General features: G+C 68.7%; 18 protein-coding genes. 6 read left to right on the forward strand and 12 right to left on the reverse strand.

Going from position 1 to position 19760, the window contains the following annotated elements; genetic code table 11:
* Positions 1-12: 12 nt before the first annotated feature.
* The 6 genes from ACN6PJ_RS13405 to phoB form a co-directional block, all read right to left on the reverse strand.
* Positions 13-1782 carry a copper resistance system multicopper oxidase gene (locus ACN6PJ_RS13405; RefSeq protein ID WP_427996358.1) on the reverse strand — a complete coding sequence of 590 codons (1770 nt, stop codon included), beginning with the start codon at positions 1780-1782 and terminating at the stop codon, positions 13-15.
* A gap of 25 nt (positions 1783-1807) precedes the next feature.
* Positions 1808-2299 carry a cupredoxin domain-containing protein gene (locus ACN6PJ_RS13410; protein WP_427996359.1) on the reverse strand — a complete coding sequence of 164 codons (492 nt, stop codon included), beginning with the start codon at positions 2297-2299 and terminating at the stop codon, positions 1808-1810.
* Positions 2300-2370: 71 nt separating this feature from the next.
* Positions 2371-3771, reverse strand: coding sequence for a heavy metal sensor histidine kinase (locus ACN6PJ_RS13415; protein WP_427996360.1), 1401 nt, complete (start codon positions 3769-3771; stop codon positions 2371-2373).
* A complete protein-coding gene (locus tag ACN6PJ_RS13420; RefSeq protein WP_427996361.1) occupies positions 3768-4472 on the reverse strand; it encodes a heavy metal response regulator transcription factor in 705 nt (234 codons plus the stop codon). Before ACN6PJ_RS13420 ends, ACN6PJ_RS13415 begins: the two co-directional genes overlap by 4 nt.
* A 54-nt stretch (positions 4473-4526) precedes the next feature.
* Positions 4527-5834: a phosphate regulon sensor histidine kinase PhoR gene (phoR, locus tag ACN6PJ_RS13425; RefSeq protein ID WP_427996362.1), complete on the reverse strand. Its 1308-nt coding sequence runs from the start codon at positions 5832-5834 to the stop codon at positions 4527-4529.
* 12 nt (positions 5835-5846) lie between these two features.
* Positions 5847-6545: a phosphate regulon transcriptional regulator PhoB gene (phoB, locus tag ACN6PJ_RS13430; protein WP_006227196.1), complete on the reverse strand. Its 699-nt coding sequence runs from the start codon at positions 6543-6545 to the stop codon at positions 5847-5849.
* A 161-nt stretch (positions 6546-6706) separates the two neighbouring features.
* Between phoB and ubiE the strand changes: the two genes are divergently transcribed.
* The 6 genes from ubiE (at position 6707) to rfaE2 (ending at position 12618) form a co-directional block, all read left to right on the forward strand.
* Positions 6707-7483: a bifunctional demethylmenaquinone methyltransferase/2-methoxy-6-polyprenyl-1,4-benzoquinol methylase UbiE gene (gene ubiE, locus ACN6PJ_RS13435; protein ID WP_043544662.1), complete on the forward strand. Its 777-nt coding sequence runs from the start codon at positions 6707-6709 to the stop codon at positions 7481-7483.
* Between the two features lie 178 nt (positions 7484-7661).
* The gene (locus ACN6PJ_RS13440; protein WP_427996363.1) at positions 7662-8651 is read left to right on the forward strand and encodes a Tim44 domain-containing protein; all 990 of its coding nucleotides are present in this window, start codon (positions 7662-7664) and stop codon (positions 8649-8651) included.
* Between the two features lie 183 nt (positions 8652-8834).
* Positions 8835-9473, forward strand: a complete 639-nt coding sequence (locus tag ACN6PJ_RS13445) for a ubiquinone biosynthesis accessory factor UbiJ (protein WP_427996364.1) — start codon at positions 8835-8837, stop codon at positions 9471-9473.
* 3 nt (positions 9474-9476) lie between these two features.
* Positions 9477-11030 carry a ubiquinone biosynthesis regulatory protein kinase UbiB gene (gene ubiB, locus ACN6PJ_RS13450; protein WP_427996365.1) on the forward strand — a complete coding sequence of 518 codons (1554 nt, stop codon included), beginning with the start codon at positions 9477-9479 and terminating at the stop codon, positions 11028-11030.
* 181 nt (positions 11031-11211) lie between these two features.
* A complete protein-coding gene (locus ACN6PJ_RS13455; RefSeq protein WP_427996366.1) occupies positions 11212-12090 on the forward strand; it encodes a ferritin-like domain-containing protein in 879 nt (292 codons plus the stop codon).
* A gap of 39 nt (positions 12091-12129) precedes the next feature.
* Positions 12130-12618 carry a D-glycero-beta-D-manno-heptose 1-phosphate adenylyltransferase gene (gene rfaE2 / locus ACN6PJ_RS13460; protein WP_427996367.1) on the forward strand — a complete coding sequence of 163 codons (489 nt, stop codon included), beginning with the start codon at positions 12130-12132 and terminating at the stop codon, positions 12616-12618.
* A 15-nt stretch (positions 12619-12633) separates the two neighbouring features.
* Here rfaE2 and ACN6PJ_RS13465 read toward each other — a convergent pair whose 3' ends face one another.
* The 6 genes from ACN6PJ_RS13465 to ACN6PJ_RS13490 form a co-directional block, all read right to left on the reverse strand.
* Positions 12634-13965 (reverse strand): TolC family outer membrane protein, encoded by a 1332-nt coding sequence (locus tag ACN6PJ_RS13465; protein WP_427996368.1) that lies wholly within the window; start codon positions 13963-13965, stop codon positions 12634-12636.
* A 79-nt stretch (positions 13966-14044) separates the two neighbouring features.
* Entirely contained in the window at positions 14045-14725 is a 681-nt protein-coding gene (locus ACN6PJ_RS13470; protein WP_427996369.1) for a protein-L-isoaspartate O-methyltransferase family protein, read from the reverse strand.
* Positions 14726-14826: 101 nt separating this feature from the next.
* Entirely contained in the window at positions 14827-15669 is an 843-nt protein-coding gene (gene thiD / locus ACN6PJ_RS13475) for a bifunctional hydroxymethylpyrimidine kinase/phosphomethylpyrimidine kinase (RefSeq protein WP_427996370.1), read from the reverse strand.
* Positions 15666-16481: a thiazole synthase gene (locus ACN6PJ_RS13480; protein ID WP_427996371.1), complete on the reverse strand. Its 816-nt coding sequence runs from the start codon at positions 16479-16481 to the stop codon at positions 15666-15668. Before ACN6PJ_RS13480 ends, thiD begins: the two co-directional genes overlap by 4 nt.
* A 150-nt stretch (positions 16482-16631) precedes the next feature.
* Positions 16632-17534: a cobalamin-binding protein gene (locus tag ACN6PJ_RS13485; protein ID WP_427996372.1), complete on the reverse strand. Its 903-nt coding sequence runs from the start codon at positions 17532-17534 to the stop codon at positions 16632-16634.
* Positions 17535-17588: 54 nt separating this feature from the next.
* Positions 17589-19634 (reverse strand): TonB-dependent receptor, encoded by a 2046-nt coding sequence (locus tag ACN6PJ_RS13490; RefSeq protein WP_427996373.1) that lies wholly within the window; start codon positions 19632-19634, stop codon positions 17589-17591.
* Positions 19635-19760: the final 126 nt, after the last annotated feature.

The following is a 19760-nucleotide window of genomic DNA, read 5'->3' on the forward strand; positions in this document are numbered from 1 at the left end:
TGGTTTCATCGGTTACTCCACCACGACCGCTCTGAACATGCCGGCCTCCATGTGATACAGCAGGTGGCAGTGGTAGGCCCAGTTTCCGCGCGCGTCCGCGCTGACGCGGTAGCTCAGCCGCTGCGCCGGGTTGAGGGAAATGGTGTGCTTGCGCACCTGGAAGGCCCCGTCCGGCGATTCCAGGTCGCTCCACAATCCGTGCAGATGGATGGGGTGCGTCATCATCGTGTCGTTGACGAGCACGAAGCGCACGCGTTCGCCGTAGCGCAGGACGATGGGCTTGGCGTCCGAGAACTTCACGCCATTGAAGGACCACATGTAGCGCTCCATGGTTCCCGTCAGGTGCAGTTCGATTTCGCGGGACGGATTGCGGTTGTCCTCGGGCTCGCGCATGGACCGCAGGTCGGCGTAGGTCAGCACACGGCGGCCGTTGCCGCGCAGGCCGACGCCGGGGTCGTCCAGCCGCGTCGACACCACGTCGGGCAGCATGGAATTGCTCACGCCGCGCTCGGCGGGGTAGGGATGCTTGACTTCCACCATGCCGCCTTGGTCCGCGCCGGAGCCGTGGCCCGCGTGGTCCATGCCCGGCATGGCGCCCTGGCCGCCGCTGGCCGTCATGCCGGCCATATCGTGGCCGCCACCGCCCATGTCGTGCGCCATGCCCATGTCCATCATCCCCAGCAGCTGCACGCGATCCACTGGCGGGACCTCGGCCTGCATGCCGGCGCGCGGCGCGAGCGTGGCGCGCGCGTAGCCCGAACGGTCCATGGCCTGCGAGAAGATGGTGTAGGCGCGCTCGTCCATGGGCTCGACGATGACGTCATAGGTCTCGGCCACGCCGATGCGGAATTCGTCCACGTCCACGGGGCGCACGTCCTGGCCGTCCGCGGCCACGACGGTCATTTTCAGCCCGGGGATGCGGACATCGAAGTACGTCATCGCGGAGCCGTTGATGAAGCGCAGGCGCACGCGCTCGCCGGGCTGGAAGAGGCCCGTCCAGTTGCCGGCCGGCGTGACGCCGTTGGTGAGGAACGTATAGGTGGCGCCGGATACGTCCGCCAGGTCCGACGGATTCATGCGCATCTGCTCCCACATCAGCCGTTCCGACAGCGCGGCGCCCCAGCCCTTGTCGCGGGCCTCGGCGCTCAGGCTCTCGATGCTGGGCTGGATGCGGTTGTAGTAGTCCGGCATGATCTTCAGCTTGTTGAAGAGCCGCATGGGGTCTTCGTCCGTCCAGTCGGACAGCAGCACGGTGTAGTCGCGGTCCGAAGCGATGGGATCGCGGCGGCGCGGGTCGATGACGATTGCGCCGTACAGGCCGGTCTGCTCCTGGAAGCCGGAATGGCTGTGGTACCAGTACGTGCCGCTCTGGCGCACGTCGAAGCGATAGGTATAGGTCTGTCCCGGATCGATGCCGGGAAAGCTGAGTCCGGGCACGCCGTCCATCTCGGTGGGCAGGAGGATGCCGTGCCAATGGATGGAGGTCTGTTCGCGCAGGCGGTTGGTGACGTGCAGGGTCACCGTGTCGCCCTCGCGCCAGCGCAGCAGCGGCGCGGGCAACTGGCCGTTCACCGTGGTGCCGACGCGGGCCGCGCCCGTGAAGTTCACGGGCGTTTCGCCGATCTCCAGATGGAATTCGGTGCCGCGCAATTCCGTGGCGGCGGCCGGGGCCGGCGCGGGGGCGGCGAGCGCCGCGCGCCAGCCGCCCAGCGCGGCCAGCGCGCCGCCGCCGGCCAGGCCCCGCACGAAGCGGCGGCGGGAAAAGGGATGGGAGGCTGTCATGTCGGGTCCGTGAGGCTTGCCGGGCTTAGAGCACCGATATCGCGCCCTTCATGCCGGCGGCGTAGTGGCCGGGCTCCAGGCAGCCGAAGGACAGCGTGCCCGCCCTGTCGAAGCGCCAGACGATCTGCCCGCTCTTGCCGCCTTCCAGCGATATGGCGCCGGCTTCCTCGTGGCGCATGCCGGGATCCTTCATCATCATGTCATAGTGCGCCTTGAGATCGGCGTCGCTGCCCAGCACCAGCTCATGCCTGATCCGGCCGGCGTTGCGCACGTTCAGGCGTACGGTCTCGCCCGCCTTGACCTCGATGCTGGCGGGCGTGAAACGCATGGCGTCGGACATGTCTACGTCGATGCTGCGGGTGACGCGGGCCGGGTCGCCCGCCTTGCCGATGGGGGCCGAGGCTGCCGGCATCGCATGGCCGGCATGGCCGTGGCCGCCGGCGGCCACGGCGGCGCCCGCGCTGATCGTCAGGGCCAGGATGGCGGCCTGGGTGATGCGGAACAGAGAGCCTTTCACGCGTATCCTTGGTAGTGGGGACGGTGATGGCACTGTAGGGAAACGGCGGTGACCCTATCCTGTCGCCAACATTACATTTTCGTAATGTCGGCCGCGGCGGCGTGGCCGTCCGGCCCGCGCAGGGTGACGCCGATGACGGTGCCGCGCGCATCCGACGCGGCGTCCACTTCGCCGCCGTGCATGCGGGCAATGGCGCGCACGATGGCCAGGCCCAGGCCGTGGCCCTCGCTGCGCGGCGCGCGCGCCTGGCCGGAGCGGAAGAAGCGGTCGAAGATGCGGGGCAGGTCGGCGGCGGGGATGGGCGCGCCGGGGTTGCGCACTTCCACCCGCGCGCCGGCCGGCGACGCGAAGCAGGCCAGCACGATCTCGCCGCCCCGGGGCGTGGCCTTGATGGCATTGGAGATCAGGTTGGCCAGCGCGCGGCGCACCAGCCCGGGATTCGCGGCGACGGTGGCGTCGCCCTCGCAGCGCAGGCCCACGCCGTGCTCTTCCAGGGTGGCTTCGTAGTATTCCGCCACGCGCCGCGCCTCGCCGGCCAGCGACACCGGAACGAGATCCGCCGCCCGTTCGCCGCGGTCGGCGCGCGCCAGGAACAGCATGTCGTTGACCAGGGTCTTCAGGCCTTCCAGCTCTTCCAGGTTGGATTCCAGCGCGTCGCGCAGTTCCGCCGCGTCGCGGGGCGACGACAGCATGACCTGGGCGCCGTTGATCAGCGTGGCCAGCGGCGTGCGCAGCTCATGCGCCACGTCGGCGTTGAAGCCTTCCATCTGCTGGTAGGCCGCTTGCAGCCGTTCCAGGGTCCGGTTGAAGGACCGCACCAGCTCGTGCAGTTCGCGGTCGGTGTCTTCGAGGGGCAGGCGCCGCGATAGGTTGTCGGGCTGGATGCGCGCCGCCTGCTCGGACAGCCTGCGCGTCGGGGCCATGCTGCGGCGCACGGCCCAGGCGGCCAGCACCACCGTCGCGCCTACCCACAGCGCGCAGATCAGCACCAGGGCGGTGCCGTAGGCGTACAGGAACTGCGAGCTGGTGCGCGTGCTGACGGCCACGGTCAGTTGCGCGCCGGGCAGGATGCGGTCGTTCATGTCCACCCGCAGGCCGCGCATGCGGCCGCCGTCGGGGGCCTGCAGCACCACCTGCCTGCCAGGCAGCGTCTCCAGCGTTTCCGGGGCGCCGCCGCCGTAGACTACCTTGCCCTGGGCGTCCATGATCCAGATCCCCAACTGGCCCTCGCCCGCGCGCATCTGGTCGAAGGTGGCGGCCAGGTCCTGCAGGCCGCTGGCGCTGTTCTGCATGTCGATCAGGTGGTCGATCAGCTCCAGTTTGCCGCTGACCTCGGTGATTTCCTGGCGCTCCACTTCGCGCTTCAGCGCCCAGAACAGCGTGGCGCCGGCCAGACTGGACACGAGCAATGCGATGGCGCCGAGCAGCAGGGTCAGGCGCGCCTGCATGGAGCGCATGCGCGGCAGTGTCATGCGGGGCGGCCATCCGTGGGGCGGCCGTCCGTGGGACGCGATTCCAGCACGTAGCCCATGCCGCGCACGGTATGCAGCAACTTGGTGTCGTAGGGGTCGTCCAGCTTGCCGCGCAGCCGCCGCACCGCGACGTCGATCACATTGGTGTCGCTGTCGAAGTTCATGTCCCAGACCTGTTCGGCCAGCGTGGTGCGGGACAGTACCTGGCCCTGGCGGCGCAGGAGCAGGGCCAGCAGGCTGAATTCCTTGGCCGTCAGGTCCAGCCGCCGCCCGGCCCGCTGGGCGCGGCGCCGCGTCAGGTCGAGTTCCAGGTCGGCCAGCTTGAGCACGGTGGGTTCCTGCATGCGTCCGCGGCGCAGCAGCGCCTGCACGCGCGCCAGCAGCTCCGAGAAGGCGAAAGGCTTGACCAGGTAGTCGTCGGCGCCGCCCTCCAGCCCGCGCACGCGGTCCTCCACGGCGTCGCGCGCAGTCAGCATGAGGATGGGGGTGTTTTTCTGCGCGCGCACGGAAGCCAGGATGCCGAATCCGTCCACGCCTGGCAGCATCACGTCCAGCACGATCAGGTCGTAGGCGCCTTCCAGCGCCAGGTGCAGGCCGTCCACGCCATCGCGGGCGAGGTCCACGACGTGGCTTTGTTCCGACAACCCTTTCTTGAGGTAGTCGGCGAGTTTGGGTTCGTCTTCGATGACCAGGATGCGCATGGCCGAAAATTTACCACCCGCGCCACGCTTGCGGCGCGGATGCGGCGCAGGCGCTCAGGCCGAGGCTTCGACGGCGACGCGGTCGGGCGGAAAGCGCAAGGCGAAGACGCTGCCCTTGCCCTGCTCGCTGGTGATGAGCAGCTCGGCGTCGTGGCGCATGGCGATGTGCTTGGTGATCGCCAGCCCCAGGCCGGTGCCTCCCACTGCGCGCGAGCGGCCGCGGTCCACGCGGTAGAAGCGCTCGGTCAGGCGGGGCAGGTGGCGGGCGGGAATGCCGATGCCGGTGTCCTGCACGCTGTAGCGCGCGCCGCCGTCCTCGTCGCGCTCCCAGCGCACGGTGATGGTGCCGCCGTCGGGCGTGTAGCGCACGGCGTTGGTCAGCAGATTGGACAGGGCCGACGCCAGCTCGGTTTCGGCGCCCAGCACGTCCAGGGTCTCGTCGATGTGCCATTCCAGCACGTGGCGTCCGCCCGAGAGCGCCTCGATCTGCTGGCGAGCCTTCTGCAGCAGGGCGCTGATATTGACGGCGCGCGGATCGGTGCCGGGCGAAGACTCCAGCGTGGACAGGGTGAGAAGGTCTTCCACGATCGCCTGCATGCGCTGGGCCTGCTCATGCATCATGTCCACGTACTGCTCGCGCTGCTCGGCGGGCAGCGCGTCAGCGGGCATGTCGCGCAGCGTTTCCAGGAAGCCCGCCAGCACCGTCAGCGGCGTGCGCAGTTCGTGCGACACGTTGGCGACGAAATCGCGGCGGGTGGTTTCCAGGCGTTCGATCTGGGTGACGTCGCGGGTGATCAGCAGGCGCTGGTTGCTGGCGTAGGCCGTCAGCTGCATCATCATCAGCCGTTCCTGGCCATTCTGCCCCAGGCGCACCAGGATGGGCTCCGGCCAGGCCGCGCGGTGGGCGTATTCCACGAATTCGGGCGCGCGCAGCAGGTTCAGCAGATTGTGGCCGCGGTCAGCAGGCAGGCGCAGCCCCAGGTGCTGGCGGGCCATGCGGTTGCACCAGTCGATCTGGAAATCCTCGTTGAGGGTCACCGCGCCGTCCGGCAGCGCCTGGGCCGCCGCCAGCATGCCGTGCATGGTGTTCTGGGTTTCGGCCAGTTCGCGGGCCCGTGCCCGGGTGTAGCGATACAGCGGGGCGAGGATATCGTCCCAGGGGCCGACGGAGGCGGGAGGGGAGGTATCGGGGTTGTTCGCCCAGCGGGAGACGAGGTGCAGCCGCCAACTGCGCCAGACCAGCATGGCCGCCAGCGCGGCGCTGAACAGGATCCAGCCCGCCGGGTCTCCGATGAGCCATTGGGCGATAGACGCCACGACCGCCCACAGGGCGATCAGGAAAAGGGTGCGCAGCCAGATCATCGTGCGGGAGTTTTACCGCGTCGGCAGCTGGGCGGTAAACCGGTAGCCGCTGCCGCGGACCGTTTCCACGTGCGCGTCATGGCCGCTGGGCTCCAGCGCCTTGCGCAGGCGGCGGATGTGGACGTCGACCGTGCGCTCTTCCACGAACACGTGGTCGCCCCAGACCTGGTCCAGCAGCTGCGAACGGGAGAACACCCGCTCGGGGTGGGTCATGAAGAAATGCAGCAGGCGGAACTCCGTGGGGCCGATCTGCAGCGATTGGCTGTTGCCCGACAGGCGATGCGTCACCGGATCCAGCTTCAGGCCGCCCACGTCGATCACGTCGTCGGTGAGCTGGGGCGCGCGGCGGCGCAGCACCGCCTTGATGCGGGCCATGAGCTCCTTGGGCGAGAAGGGCTTGGTAATGTAGTCGTCGGCGCCGGCTTCCAGGCCATCCACCTTGTCCTGCTCCGAGCCCTTGGCCGTCAGCATGATGACCGGCACGGCGCGGGTGCGCTCGTCGTTGCGCAGCTTGCGCGCCATGGCGAGGCCGGAGGTGCCGGGCAGCATCCAGTCCAGCAGGATCAGGTCGGGGAGTTCGGCGCGGATCAGCGTCTGGGCCTGGTCGGCGTCGAAGGCGCGCAGCACCTTGTGCCCGGCGAAGGACAGGTTGACGGCGATCAGTTCCTGGATGGCGGGTTCGTCTTCGACGACGAGGATGGTGCTGGACATGGCGGATTTGGCACGCTTCTGAGCGCCGGCGCGGCGCGAACATTGCGATAGTATGGCCGCAATATTTCAGGTATGTGACCGCGGAAGGCCGCCCGGGGCGTCCGCGGGCCCGTCCCGGGGGGCCAATAGGCTACCATTGAGCGATATATCGGGAATTCACCATGCAAAACCCCTCCGAATCGCAACATTCCGCGGATTCCGCCTCGCCATCCACCCATTTCGGCTTCCAATCGGTGCCGGAAAGCGAAAAAGCCCGCAAGGTCGCCGAGGTCTTCCATTCGGTCGCCCAGCGCTACGACGTCATGAACGACTTCATGTCGGCGGGCCTGCACCGTGTCTGGAAGGCCTTCACGATCGGCCGCGCGGCCATCCGCCCGGGCATGAAAGTGCTGGACATCGCCGGCGGCACGGGCGACCTGGCGAAGGCCTTCGCCAAGCGGGCCGGCCCCACGGGCGAGGTCTGGCTCACCGACATCAACGATTCCATGTTGCGCGTGGGCCGCGACCGCCTGACCGACGCCGGCCTGCTGGTCCCCGCGGCGGTGTGCGACGCCGAGCGCCTGCCTTTCCCCTCGGGCTATTTCGATCGTGTCAGCGTGGCCTTCGGCCTGCGCAACATGACCCACAAGGACCGCGCCCTGGCTGAAATGACCCGGGTGCTGAAGCCGGGCGGCAAGCTGCTGGTGCTGGAATTCTCGCGCATCGCCAAGCCGCTCGCGCCGGCCTACGACTGGTATTCCTTCAACGTGCTGCCCTGGCTGGGCAAGAAGATCGCCAAGGACGAGGCCAGCTACCGCTACCTGGCCGAGTCGATCCGCATGCACCCCGACCAGGAAACGCTGGCCGACATGCTGCGCACGGCGGGCCTGGAGCGCGTGCAGTACTTCAATCTGACTGCCGGCATCGCCGCCCTGCACGAAGGCGTGCGGCTGGGCTGAGCGCCAGCGATTACGGGAGATTTCCGCGCCCCTTGCGGAACTTGTGGGGCGGCGTCTTGTCCGTTATTCTTACGGTATTCAGATTCTTGTAAGAAAAGTCGCGACCCTGGCCCTGCGATCCGCGGGGTTCCCTGCTGCTCGGGGCGGCAGGGGGCGCGAGTACGAGGGAGCAAAACTTATGTCCAAATTCTGTCTTTCGCGGTTTGTCGCCGCGGCGCTCATCGCCATTTCCGGCGCGGCGCTGGTGACGGCGTCGTTCGACGCCGAAGCCCGGCGCGTCGGCGGCGGCTCGAGCCTCGGCCGGCAATCCACCAATGTGACGCAGCAGCGCCAGGCCACCACGCCGCCGGCCGCGACCAACAATACGGCTGGCGCCACGGCGGCGCCGGCGGCCGCAGGCGCGGCCACGGCCGGCGCCGCAGGCGCGGCAGCCAAGAGCGGCGCGTCGCGCTGGCTCGGCCCCATCGCGGGCATCGCCGCCGGCCTGGGCATCGCCGCGCTGCTCTCGAGCATGGGCCTGTCGGGCGCCTTCGCCGAGTTCCTGTCGTCCGCGCTGCTGATCGCCCTGGTCGTCTTCGCCATCATGTTCATCGTCCGCCGCCTGCGCGGCGCCGCGCCCCGCACCGCCACGCAGGGCGCGTTCGGCGGAGCGAACAACGCGTCCGCCGGCCAGCAGCAACCGATGTGGCGTGAATCGCTGAAGCCGGCCGCAGCCCCCGCGGCCGCTCCCGCCGCCGCCGAGCCGGCCGCCGTGCCCAAGGCCGGCGACGACAACAACTGGTTCGTGCCGGGCGACTTCGATACGCCCAACTTCCTGAAGCAGGCCAAGGAGCAGTTCGTCCGCATCCAGGCCATCTGGGACAGCGGCAGCACCGACCGCCTGCGCGAGTTCCTGACCGACGACCTGATCATCGAACTCAAGCCGCAGCTGGCCGAGCGCGGCGCGGCGCCCAACAAGACCGAGGTCGTGCTGCTCAACGCCGAGCTGCTGGGCATCGAAACGGTGTCCGACGGCCACCTGGCCAGCGTGCGCTTCTCCGGCATGCTGCGCGAGGCGCCGGGCACCGAAGCCTTCCGCTTCGAGGAAGTCTGGAACCTCTACAAGCCGGCCTCGGGCGGCTGGCTGCTCGCCGGCATCCAGCAGATCCCGGTGGATTACGCCAGCTGAGGCTGGCGGACCGGGCGGAACCGCCCTCCGTTGGGGATGCCGCGAGGCGTCCGCTTGAACCGGCCCCTCTAGGGGCCGGTTTTTCCATGTCCCTGCGCAAAACACGCTCTCATCTAACCCGTTACACTCCCGATTTACCCATCAAATCCGGCAACCCGTCCCCGCGGGCCGTTGCGAACCGTCATGCTGCCTTTTTCGTTCCTGCCCACGCCTTCGCGGTTGGCTGTTAGCGCGCTCAACGCCCTGTTGCGGCGCGAGGACTGGGCGCGCGAACGCCTGGCCCGGCACGCCGGCAAGACGGTGCGCTTCGCGCTGGGCGGCTTCAGCCTGGGCCTGACGATCGACAGCGAAGGGCTGGCGGCGCAGGCCGACGCGGCAGTGGTGCCCGACGTAACCCTGACGGTCGCGCCCGAGAAGCTGCCCCTGCCGCGCCTGGGCGCGGACCGCGATGCGCCGGATTTCGCCGAGGCCACCCATATCTCCGGCGATGCCGCCCTGGCCCAGGTGGTCGCCGACCTGTCCAAGCAGCTGCGCTGGGATCCCGAAGACGCGCTGGCCCGCGTGGTGGGCGACATCGCCGCGCTGCGCATCGTGGGCGGCGCCCGCGCCGTGGCCGAAGGCGCGCGCACGGCCGGCCAGCGCCTGGCCGGGAACGTGTCCGAATACCTGTCCGAAGAAAGCGGGGTGCTGGCGGGCCGGCCCGCGCTGGAGCAATGGCGCCTGGACCTGGCCGAGCTGAACGCCCGGGCCGACGCCTTGGCCCGTTCGGCGGCCGCGCTCCAAACCCGTCTGGCCGCGGCCGGCGCAAAGCGGGGCGCCTGATCCATGTTTCCCCTGCTGCGCCTCGCCCGCATCGTCCTGGTCTCGCTGCGCTACGGCCTGGACGAACTCGTGCTGTCCAGTCTGAACCACCCGCTGGCCACCTGCCTGCTGCGCGTCATCCGCCTGGGCACGCGGCCGCGCAAGCCGCGCGGGCTGCGGCTGCGCCTGGCCCTGGAATCGCTGGGCCCCATTTTCGTGAAATTCGGCCAGGTGCTGTCCACCCGCCGCGACCTGATCCCCGCCGACATCGCCGACGAGCTGGCCCTCCTGCAGGACCGCGTGCCGCCGTTCCCCTCGGCGCAGGCGGCCGCCTGCATCGAAGCGGCGCTGGGCGCGCCGCCCGAGAAGCTCTTCGCGCAATTCGACGTGGACCCGGTGGCGTCGGCTTCGATCGCCCAGGTGCACTTCGCCGTGCTGCATGACGGCCGCGAGGTCGCCGTGAAGGTGCTGCGCCCGGGCATGCTGAGCATCATCGAGAAAGACCTGTCGCTCTTGAAGGTGGTGGCGCGCATCATCGAGCGCCTGGGCGCCGATGGCCGCCGCCTGAAGCCGCGCGAGGTCGTGGCCGAGTTCGACAAATACCTGCACGACGAGCTGGACCTGGTGCGCGAGGCGTCCAATTGCAGCCAGCTGCGCCGCAATTTCGGTCCGGAATCCGGCCGCGGCGACATGCTGATCGTGCCCGAGGTGATCTGGGAATACACGGCCTCCACGGTGTTCACCATGCAGCGCATGTACGGCGTGCCGGTGGGCCAGGTGGATCGCATGCGCGAGGCGGGCATCGACATCCCGACCCTGGCGCGCACCGGGGTCGAGATCTTCTTCACGCAGGTGTTCACCGACGGCTTCTTCCACGCCGACATGCATCCGGGCAACATCTATGTGTCGGACCGTCCCGAAACGCTGGGCAGCTACATCGCCCTGGACTTCGGTATCGTGGGGTCGCTGTCGGAGTTCGACAAGAATTACCTGGCGCAGAATTTCCTGGCCTTCTTCCATCGCGATTACCGCCGGGTGGCCCAGTTGCACATCGAGTCGGGCTGGGTGCCCCCGGATACGCGCGAAGAAGAGCTGGAGGGCGCGGTGCGCGCCGTCTGCGAACCCTACTTTGACCGGCCGCTGTCGGAGATCTCGCTGGGGCAGGTGCTGCTTCGGCTGTTCCAGACCTCGCGCCGGTTCAACGTGGAGATCCAGCCGCAGCTGGTCCTGTTGCAGAAGACCTTGCTGAACGTCGAGGGCCTGGGCCGGCAGCTCGACCCGAACCTGGATCTCTGGAAGACCGCCAAGCCCTACCTGGAGCGCTGGATGCGCCAGCGCGTCGGGATCAAGGGCTTGCGGCAAAGCCTGGAAAAGGAGGCCGCGCAGTGGTCGCAGATGCTGCCTGCCTTGCCCAGGCTGGTCCATGACCACCTCAGCCGGCCCAATGTCTCGCCGGCCCTGCTGGCCGAGATGGCCCAGCTGCGGCGGGCGCAGGAGCAGAACAACCGGCTGGTTGCAGCGCTGGTTGGCGTCGTGGCTCTCGCGGTCGGGGTCGCGATATGGGCGTTGACCCGGTAGGCGGCGCGATGATCTAGACGCCTGCTGTCATGTTTCATTCATGAAACGGTCATCATAGCTTCGCGGGAGACGGCGAAAAATAGCGCTGCGGCGAATGGTTGCAGCGCTCGCGCCGATAAGTCGCGCGCGCCATTCATTAATTTCCATAGCCCCATCAGCGGGACGAATACAAGGGCAGAACATGCTTTATCCTGAACTCTTCAAGACCATGGAAGCCGTGCGCTGGAACATGGCGCATGACATTCCCTGGGGCGACTTCGATCGCAGCAAGCTCTCGGACGAGCAGGCGCACACGATCAAGATGAACGCCATCACCGAATGGGCTGCCCTGCCGGCCACCGAAATGTTCCTGCGCGACAATCGCGGCGACAGCGATTTCTGCGCCTTCATGTCGGTTTGGTTCTTCGAAGAGCAGAAGCATTCGCTGGTGCTGATCGAATACCTGCGCCGCTTCCGTCCGGATCTCGTGCCGACCGAGGAAGAACTGCACAACGTGCGCTTCGAGTTCGACGCCGCGCCCGAGCTGGAAACGCTGATGCTGCACTTCTGCGGCGAAATCCGCCTGAACCACTGGTACCGGCGCGCCGCGGAATGGCATACCGAGCCGGTCATCAAGGCCATCTACAAGACCGTGGCGCAGGACGAGGCCCGCCATGCCGGCGCCTACCTGCAGTACATGCGCCGCGCCCTGCACGACCGCGGCCAGGACACCAGCGAGCAGGCGCGCCTGGCGTTCTCGAAGATCGGCGTGCTGATGGCGTCGGCAGGCCGCACGCAGCAGGCCCTGCACCCGACCAACCTGCACGTGAACAAGGAACTGTTCCCCAACGACACCGTGCAGTCGCGCCTGCCCGAGCCGGGCTGGCTCGAGCATTGGCTGGACACGCAGATCCGCTTCGACGGCGTCTGGGAGCAGAAGGTCGCCAGCCGCATCCTGCATATCCTGTCCAAGCTGATGGACCGCAGCTTCGAAACGGTGAAGGACCTGAACCGCTACCGCAAGGAAATGACCGCCCTGATCGTTCCGAAGGAAAAGGAAATCGTCCTGGCGGGCGCCTGACCCGGCGCGGCGTGGCAGGGGGCGCTGTACAATCCCGCCATGCCCGCCGCCCGTTTCGAATCCAAGGTCCTGTCCCGCGACCAATGCGTCGCCGCCGTCGCCGAAGGCCGCTATCCGCGGCCTTTGGTGTTCACCAACGGCGTCTTCGATATCCTGCATCGGGGCCATGCGACCTACCTGGACCAGGCGGCCCAGCTGGGCGCGACCCTGGTGGTGGCGGTGAATACCGATGAATCGGTGCGCCGCCTGGGCAAGGGCGCCGAGCGTCCCTTGAACCGCATGGAAGACCGCGCCGCCCTGCTGGCCGCGCTGGGCTGCGTGACGCTCGTCACGTCCTTCCACGAGGACACCCCCGAGGCCCTGATCGCGCAGCTCAAGCCCGACATGATCGTCAAGGGCGGCGACTACGACATGGAGACGCTGCCCGAGACCGCCCTGGTCAAGACCTGGGGCGGGCGCGCCGTGGCGATTCCCTTCGAGTTCGAGCGTTCCACCACCGCCCTGGTGAAGAAGATCCAGGGCGCGTAGCCGGGGGCGATGCCGCTAGCGCGGATCCCTTAGCAGACGGTTGATCGCTTCCAGGTCCGTTTCCGCCAGGATGCCGCTCGTGGCTTTCAGCCGCAGGCTCGCCAGCACGGTGCTGTAGCGCGCCAGCGCCAGGTCGCGCTGGGTGGCGTAGAGCTGCTGCTGGGCGTTGAGCACGTCCAGGTTGATGCGCACGCCGACCTCATAGCCGGTGCGGTTGGCTTCGACCGCGGCGCGGCTGGATTTCTCGCCCGCCTCCAGGGCCTGGATGCGCGCCAGGCCGCTGGTGACGCCGGTGTAGTACTGGCGAGCGGCCTGGACGGCTTGGCGGCGCGCGGCCTCGTAGTCGTGGCGCGCCTTTTGCTCCAACTGCACTTTTTCGGTCACTTGCGACGACACGCCGCCGCCCGCGTACAGCGGAATGGACAGCACGACGCCGATGGTGTTGTCGATAGGCTTGCCCGGCGCCGCGTTGCGCATGACCGCATCGCTGGCGCTGCCGCTGGTGGCGCGCAGGTTCAAGGTGGGGTAGTGGCCGCTCTTGGCGATCTGGATTTCTCGCCCGGCGATGCGCGTCAGCAACTGGGCGCGCAGCACATCCAGGCTGGACGCCTCGGCCTGGTTGCTCCAGTCGGCGACGCGGGCGGGCTGCGGGGCGGGCAGTTGCACGCCGTAGGGCAGTTCGGCCAGCGCGCCGGGAGGCGAGCCGATGATCTTGGCAAGCTCGTCCCGGCGCACATCCAGGTCGTTCTGCAGGCGCAGTTCCTGGGCCACCACCAGGTCGTAGCGCGCCTGCGCCTCGTAGGTATCGGTAATGGTGGCGTTGCCCAGCTCGAAATTGCGCTTGGCCGATTCCAGCTGCCCGGCCACGGCGGCCTTCTCGGCCTCGGTGGCGGTCAGCGTGTCCTGGGCGTAGAGCACGTTGAAGTAGGCGTCGGCCACGCGCAGCAGCAGGTCCTGGTAGGCCTGCTGCAGCTGCACTTCCACGTCGGCCACGACCAGCTTGGATTGTTCGTAGTTCTGCCAGCGTCCCCAGTCGAACAGGGGCTGGGTCAGGGACAGGTCCCAGACGCCGCGTCCGCCGCTGTAGGCGACGCCCAGGCCGCGGGTGCTGCGGGTTTCCTGGTAGGCGCCGCCGGCCTCGGCGGAAATCAGGGGCAGGAGCAGGGAGCGGGCCTGGGGTTCCTTTTCCAGGCCGGCGCGGTAGTTGGCGCGCGCGGCGGCGTAGATCGGGTCATTGCCCAGCGCCGACTGCCAGACCTGGATCAGGTTCTGCGCGCGCGCGAGGGTCGGGCCGACGCTTGCGGCGCAGGTAAATACCAATAAAGCCGTAAGCAATCGGACGCGCATGATTTTCAACGATACGCAGGGCCGCCGTGGACGCCGCCGGCCCTGCGGGGTTGCGGACGCAGGGCGGCAGGGTTGGGACTCAGAACTTGAACTGGGATACGGTGACGCCGCGCAGCGGCTTGATGACCGTTTCGAACAGGTTCACCGTCTCGAAGCTGGCCGCGGTGGTGCGGGTGATGCGACAGGCGGTCATGACGGGAGCCTGGCCCACGACGACGACCAGGCGGCCGCCCACGCGCAGCTGGTACTTCAGCGCGTCCGGCACGGTCGGCACGGACCCCGTGACGAGGATGGCATCGTATTCGGTGGAGCCCCAGCCGTTGCGGGCGTCGCCCGTTTCGACCTTGACGTTGGTGACGTTGTTCATCTGCAGGTTCTGCTGCGCGAACGTCACCAGGCGGCTGTCGATCTCGACCGACGTGACCTGCTGCGCCAGGTAGCCCAGCAGGGCGGCCTGGTAGCCGGAGCCGGTGCCGATTTCCAGCACGCAGTCGGACTTGGTCAGCAGCAGTTCCTGCGCCAGGCGGGCTTCCACCTTGGGCGCGAGCATGGTCTGGCGCGTGTTGACCGCGTTGATCTCAAGCGGCAGTTCCAGGTCGGAAAACGCCATTGCGCGCAGGGCCGGCGGAACGAATTGTTCGCGGCGCACATCGAACAGCGCTTGCAGCACGTTGGCGTCCAGAACCTCCCAGGGGCGGATCTGCTGTTCCACCATGTTGAAGCGGGCTTGTTCTACGTCGGGCAGGGTCGAAGCGTTCATGACGGTCAGAAAAAACAGAGGAATCAACTGACCATTGTACCGATTCGTAGCGTACTGTGACGCTGCGCCCCGCCGACAGATGTTTCAGCCGCCGCTTGCGCCTACCACCAGGCGTGGAAGTGGTGCACCGGGCCGTGGCCTGAGCCCACCGACAGGCGTTCCGCGTGGCGGATGGCCTCGGTCAGGTAGGCCTTGGCGCGGCGCGCGGCCTCGGGTACGTCCCCGGTTTGCGGCAGCAAGGCCGCCAGCGCCGCCGACAGGGTGCAGCCCGTGCCGTGGGTATTGACCGTGGCGATGCGGTGGCCGGGCAGTTCGATCATCCGGTCGCCATCGTGCAGCAGGTCGATCGTGTCGTCGCCGGGCAGGTGGCCGCCCTTGACGAGCACCCAGCGTTCGCCGGAATGCGCCAGCTTGTTGCGCAGCCGTTCGGCCACCCGCCGCATTTCCTTGACGGTCTCGACCGGCCGCTCCTCCAGCAGCACGCCGGCCTCGGGCAGGTTGGGCGTCAGCAGGGTGGCCTGCGGCAGCAGGGCCTCGCGCATGGCGCCCACTGCGTCCCGCTCGAGCAGCAGGTCGCCGCTCTTGGCCACCATGACGGGGTCCAGCACCACGTGGGCCGGGCTCCACTTGGCGAGTTTTTCGGCCACGACCTGTATCACCGGATGCTGGCCCAGCATGCCGATCTTGACGGCGTCGATGCGCACGTCCTCGAACAGCGTGTCGATCTGCTGGCCCACGAAGGCGGGCGGCACCGCCGAAATGCCGGTGACGCCGCGCGTGTTCTGCGCGGTCAGGGCCGCGATGACGGAGCAGCCATAGGCGCCCAGCGCGCTCATGGCCTTCACGTCGGCCAGGATGCCGGCGCCGCCGGAGGGGTCGACCCCGGCGATGGTCAGCGCGTTCGGAATGGGGCGGCCGCCGGCGGCCGGGGCGCGGGAGCTCATTTGGCGCCGCCGCTGGCCGGACCGGCAGTGATCAGGCCTTCGGTGGGCGAACTGGGCGCGCCGCTGTACAGCTTCTTGGGCATGCGGCCGGCCAGGAAGGCTTCGCGGCCGGCTTCCACGCCCTTCTTCATGGCGCTGGCCATCAGGATCGGGTCGCGCGCGCCGGCGATGGCGGTGTTCATCAGGACCGCGTCGCAGCCCAGTTCCATGGCGATGGCGGCATCCGAGGCGGTGCCCACGCCGGCGTCCACCACGATGGGCACCCGGGCCTGGTCGATGATGAGACGCAGGTTCCAGGGGTTGAGGATGCCCATGCCCGAGCCGATCAGCGAGGCCAGCGGCATCACGGCCACGGCGCCCAGGTCTTCCAGCATGCGGCACTGAATGGGGTCGTCGGTGCAATACACCATGACCTTGAAGCCGTCGTCCACCAGCGTTTTGGTGGCCTTGAGCGTTTCGGGCATGTTGGGGAACAGGGTGTGCGGGTCGCCCAGCACTTCCAGCTTCACCAGGTCATGGCCGTCCAGCAGTTCGCGCGCCAGGCGCAGGGTGCGCACGGCGTCGTCCGCGCTGTAGCAGCCGGCGGTGTTGGGCAGCAGCGTGAATTTCGAGGGCGGGACGTAGTCCAGCAGGTTCGGCTCGCCGGCGTTCTGGCCGATGTTGGTGCGGCGGATCGCGACGGTGACGATCTCGGTGCCGCTGGCGTCCAGCGCGGCGCGGGTCTGTTCGAAGTCCTTGTACTTGCCGGTGCCGACGAGCAGGCGCGACGAATAGGCGCGGCCGGCGATGGTGAGAGTGTCTTGAGTGGTCATGGCGGTGTTTCAAAGGGCGGGTGCGCACGATGCGAGGCCCGCGGGGACTGGCGTATCGTTGCACGAATGATAAAGCACGGCGCCCGTCGGCAGACGCGTCCGGCGGCATGCCGCGTTCCATAATTTGAAGATGGCGGCATGGAGAAGGGGTCAGCCGCGCAGGCGGTCCAGGTCGGCGCAGAGGGCCTCGGCCGCGTCCAGCAGCCGCGGCCCCGGGCGGTAGAGCGCGTCCGCGTCGATCCCGTATACATGGCCCTGCCGGGCGGCGGGCAGGCCCATGGCCCGCCAGGCGGCGAGGTTCCTCGGGGTGTCTTCCGGCCGGCTCACGCCCGCCAGCACGGCCTCGGGGCGGGCGGCCAGCACGCTCTCCAGCGTGACCTGCGGCGCCACGACGGGAGCCTGCCCGAAGACGTTGACGCCGCCGCAGGCGCGCAGGGCGTCGCTGACGATGCTGGAGTCGTTCAAGGTGAAGATGGGGTCCAGGCCCGCCTGGACGAAGACGCGCACCGGCCGGCGCCCGGCATAGCGCGCCTGCAGGGCGGCCAGCCGGGCGCGCATGTCCTGGGCGGCGGCCCGCGCCCGGGGCTCGGTGCCGAACAGGACCCCCATGCGTTCCACGGCGTCCGGGATGGCGGCCAGGGTGGGAGGATCGCTGTAGAAGACCGGCACGCCCAGCTTGTCCATGACGCGCACCAGCGCCTCGGCGGGCGCCGCCTGCCAGGCGATCAGCAGGTCGGGGCGGGCGGCGGCCACGCGTTCGGGGTCGGGCTGGGTGCCGTCGCCGATCACCGGCAGGCGGCGGGCGGCGGGCGGGTAATCGCTGCCGCGGATGGTGGCGGCGATATGGTCGCCCGCGCCCGCGGCGTAGACGAGTTCGGTGGCGTGCGGCGCCAGGGTGACCGCGCGTCTGGCGGGCGCGGCCAGGACGACCTCGCGGTTGCGGTCGTCGACGACCCGGATGGCCGGGCCGGGCGGCGCGCCGGCCGCGGACGCGGCGCCCAGCGCCAGGATCAGCGCCAGGCCGGCGGTTGCGAGCGCGCGGTCAGGTGTCATGCAGAAGCCTCGGTAGCGCCGGCCCGGGAAGGCCGGCGGGTCGGAGAGCCGCGATCAATAACGCAGCGTGAGCGATGCGTAGAAATTGCGGCCGGGGGCGGGATACAGGCTGTAGTTCGCGACGGGGCCCAGCATGTCGAACGAGGCATTGCCGCCACGGATGCCGTAGGTAGCGTACTGGCGATCGAAGATGTTGTTCACGCCCACCGCGCCTTCGATGTTGCGGGTGAATTTATACGCCAGCTTGGTGTTGAACAGCACGTAGGCGTCGAGTTGCTTGCCGAACTGGTTGGCCTGGTCGTTGTCCATGCGCGATTTGCCCACGTATTGCGCCGACACGTTCCACAGGAAGGCATCGGTCGGGCGCCAGGTCACGCCGGCGTTGGCCAGCCATTTCGGGGCCAGCGGCACCGTCTTGCCGGCCAGGTCGACGCCGGCGTAGGTGCCGGAGCGGAATTGCGCTTCCATCCAGGTCACGTTGGCGTCCAGGGCCAGGCTGCCGGACAGGGCGGTATGGCCTTCCAGCTCGATGCCTTGGCGGCGGGTCGGATCCAGGTTGGTGTTGGCGCCGGTGCCCGGCCCCCACATGCCGTCGGCCAGCGGGTTGTACTGGATCTCGTTGGTCAGGTCGGAACGGAAGTACGACAGGCGGGCGCTGCTTTCGGCGGATTGCCAGGTTACGCCGATTTCCTTGTCCGTGGACGTCTGCGGCGCCAGCGGGCTTTGCACCGACAGCAGTTCGTCGGCATTGGGCAGGCGGAAGCTGCGGCCTACCTTGCCGTACACGCCGAAGCCCGCGGCCAGGTCCTGGCGCACGCCGAGCTGCCAGGCGGTGAGGTGGTTGCTGCGGTCGGACGGCGTGCCCGTGCCACTGATCACTTCCAGGTCGTCGGAGGCGTACTGGCGGCGCACGCCCATCGTCACGTAGGTGCTGTCGGTGGCGCGGATCTGGCCTTCGGCGAACAGGCCGTACTGGTGCTGGCGCGACTGCCACTGCGCGGGTTCGAAGTCGTAGTAGGCGTTCTGGTTGGCCGTGGTCTTGGCTTCCTGCGCATCGGCGCCGAAGACGAGGCTGTGGCCGCCTTCGATCGGCAGGCGATAGCGGATGCTGGCGATGTTCTCTTCCAGCTTCTGGTCGCGCAGGATGTCGCCGAAGCCGTCGTAGGACAGGCCATCGAGCTTCTTTTCGCGGGTCGACAGGTCCGCGTACAGCGTGCCGGCGCCGATCGCCTGCTCGCCCTGCAGGCCGAAGGTGGTGGTCGTGGTCTTGACGTAGTCCACGTCGTTCTTGGCGCCGCGCGGATCGCTCTCGAATTCGTTCAGGCCCGTGAACGGGTTGATCGAGCGCGGGCCGGGCAGTTCCAGCTTCTGGGTGGTCGTGCGGCCGTACAGGCGGATCGAGCCGCTGTCGTGGCGCAGGGTGATGCCGCCTCCGCCGCCCTCGCGGCGTTCGCCGCTGTGGTCGCGGTAGCCGTCGGTATGCAGCGACTGCATGTAGGCGTCGACGCCCACTTTCTCGTTGTTCAGGGCCACGGCGGCGTCGTACTGGCGCAGGCCGTAGCTGCCGAAGGTGGCCGTCGCGCGCGCGGTCACCGGTTCCTTGGCGAAATCCTTGCGGGTGATGATGTTGATCACGCCGCCGGTGGTGCCGCCGCCATATTGCACGGAGCCGCTGCCGCGCACGATCTCGATCCGCTCGACTTGGTCCAGCGGCACCACGCCCAGGCTGGGCGCGGACAGGTCGTTGGTGTTCTGCTTGACGCCGTCGATCAGGATCAGCGTGTTGCTGGCGCCGGTGATGCCGAAGCCGCGCAGATCCACGATGGCGTTGTCGCTGGAGCCGGTGGTGTTGACCAGGTGGATGCCCGCCTGCGTCGACAGCAGGTCCTGCATGGTCCGGGCGCTGCTGGCCTCGATATCCTTGGCGGTGATGACCGAGATGGACACCGGCAGCGTGCGGCCGTCGGCCGGCACGCGCTGGGCGGTGACGGTGACCGCGTCGAGTTCGGGAGTGGGGGAAGCGTCTTGCTGGGCGGCGGCGATGGCCGGAGCGGAACAGAGCAGGGCGCCGGCATAGCGCCGGAGGGAGCGGGCTTTCATCTACGTAACCTCGATACGGCCCGCGACCCCGCAGGCCATTCACGATGGGAGGATGTCCGGCGCCGCTTGCAGGCCGATCGGGGCCCGGCGGGCGGCAGGCGTGGACGTCCTGACTGGCGAACTGGC

The organism is Achromobacter sp., from assembly GCF_050285585.1.
Taxonomy (GTDB): Bacteria; Pseudomonadota; Gammaproteobacteria; order Burkholderiales; family Burkholderiaceae_B; genus Achromobacter.

Coding starts and splice junctions, on each gene's coding strand:
- ACN6PJ_RS13405 (WP_427996358.1), bottom strand. CDS start 1,782: ATGACAGCCTCCCATCCCTTTTCCCGCCGCCGCTTCGTGCGGGGCCTG.
- ACN6PJ_RS13415 (WP_427996360.1), bottom strand. CDS start 3,771: ATGACACTGCCGCGCATGCGCTCCATGCAGGCGCGCCTGACCCTGCTG.
- ACN6PJ_RS13420 (WP_427996361.1), bottom strand. CDS start 4,472: ATGCGCATCCTGGTCATCGAAGACGAACCCAAACTCGCCGACTACCTC.
- phoR (WP_427996362.1), bottom strand. CDS start 5,834: ATGATCTGGCTGCGCACCCTTTTCCTGATCGCCCTGTGGGCGGTCGTG.
- phoB (WP_006227196.1), bottom strand. CDS start 6,545: ATGTCCAGCACCATCCTCGTCGTCGAAGACGAACCCGCCATCCAGGAA.
- ubiE (WP_043544662.1), top strand. CDS start 6,707: ATGCAAAACCCCTCCGAATCGCAACATTCCGCGGATTCCGCCTCGCCA.
- ACN6PJ_RS13440 (WP_427996363.1), top strand. CDS start 7,662: ATGTCCAAATTCTGTCTTTCGCGGTTTGTCGCCGCGGCGCTCATCGCC.
- ACN6PJ_RS13445 (WP_427996364.1), top strand. CDS start 8,835: ATGCTGCCTTTTTCGTTCCTGCCCACGCCTTCGCGGTTGGCTGTTAGC.
- ubiB (WP_427996365.1), top strand. CDS start 9,477: ATGTTTCCCCTGCTGCGCCTCGCCCGCATCGTCCTGGTCTCGCTGCGC.
- ACN6PJ_RS13455 (WP_427996366.1), top strand. CDS start 11,212: ATGCTTTATCCTGAACTCTTCAAGACCATGGAAGCCGTGCGCTGGAAC.
- rfaE2 (WP_427996367.1), top strand. CDS start 12,130: ATGCCCGCCGCCCGTTTCGAATCCAAGGTCCTGTCCCGCGACCAATGC.
- ACN6PJ_RS13465 (WP_427996368.1), bottom strand. CDS start 13,965: ATGCGCGTCCGATTGCTTACGGCTTTATTGGTATTTACCTGCGCCGCA.
- ACN6PJ_RS13470 (WP_427996369.1), bottom strand. CDS start 14,725: ATGAACGCTTCGACCCTGCCCGACGTAGAACAAGCCCGCTTCAACATG.
- thiD (WP_427996370.1), bottom strand. CDS start 15,669: ATGAGCTCCCGCGCCCCGGCCGCCGGCGGCCGCCCCATTCCGAACGCG.
- ACN6PJ_RS13480 (WP_427996371.1), bottom strand. CDS start 16,481: ATGACCACTCAAGACACTCTCACCATCGCCGGCCGCGCCTATTCGTCG.
- ACN6PJ_RS13485 (WP_427996372.1), bottom strand. CDS start 17,534: ATGACACCTGACCGCGCGCTCGCAACCGCCGGCCTGGCGCTGATCCTG.
- ACN6PJ_RS13490 (WP_427996373.1), bottom strand. CDS start 19,634: ATGAAAGCCCGCTCCCTCCGGCGCTATGCCGGCGCCCTGCTCTGTTCC.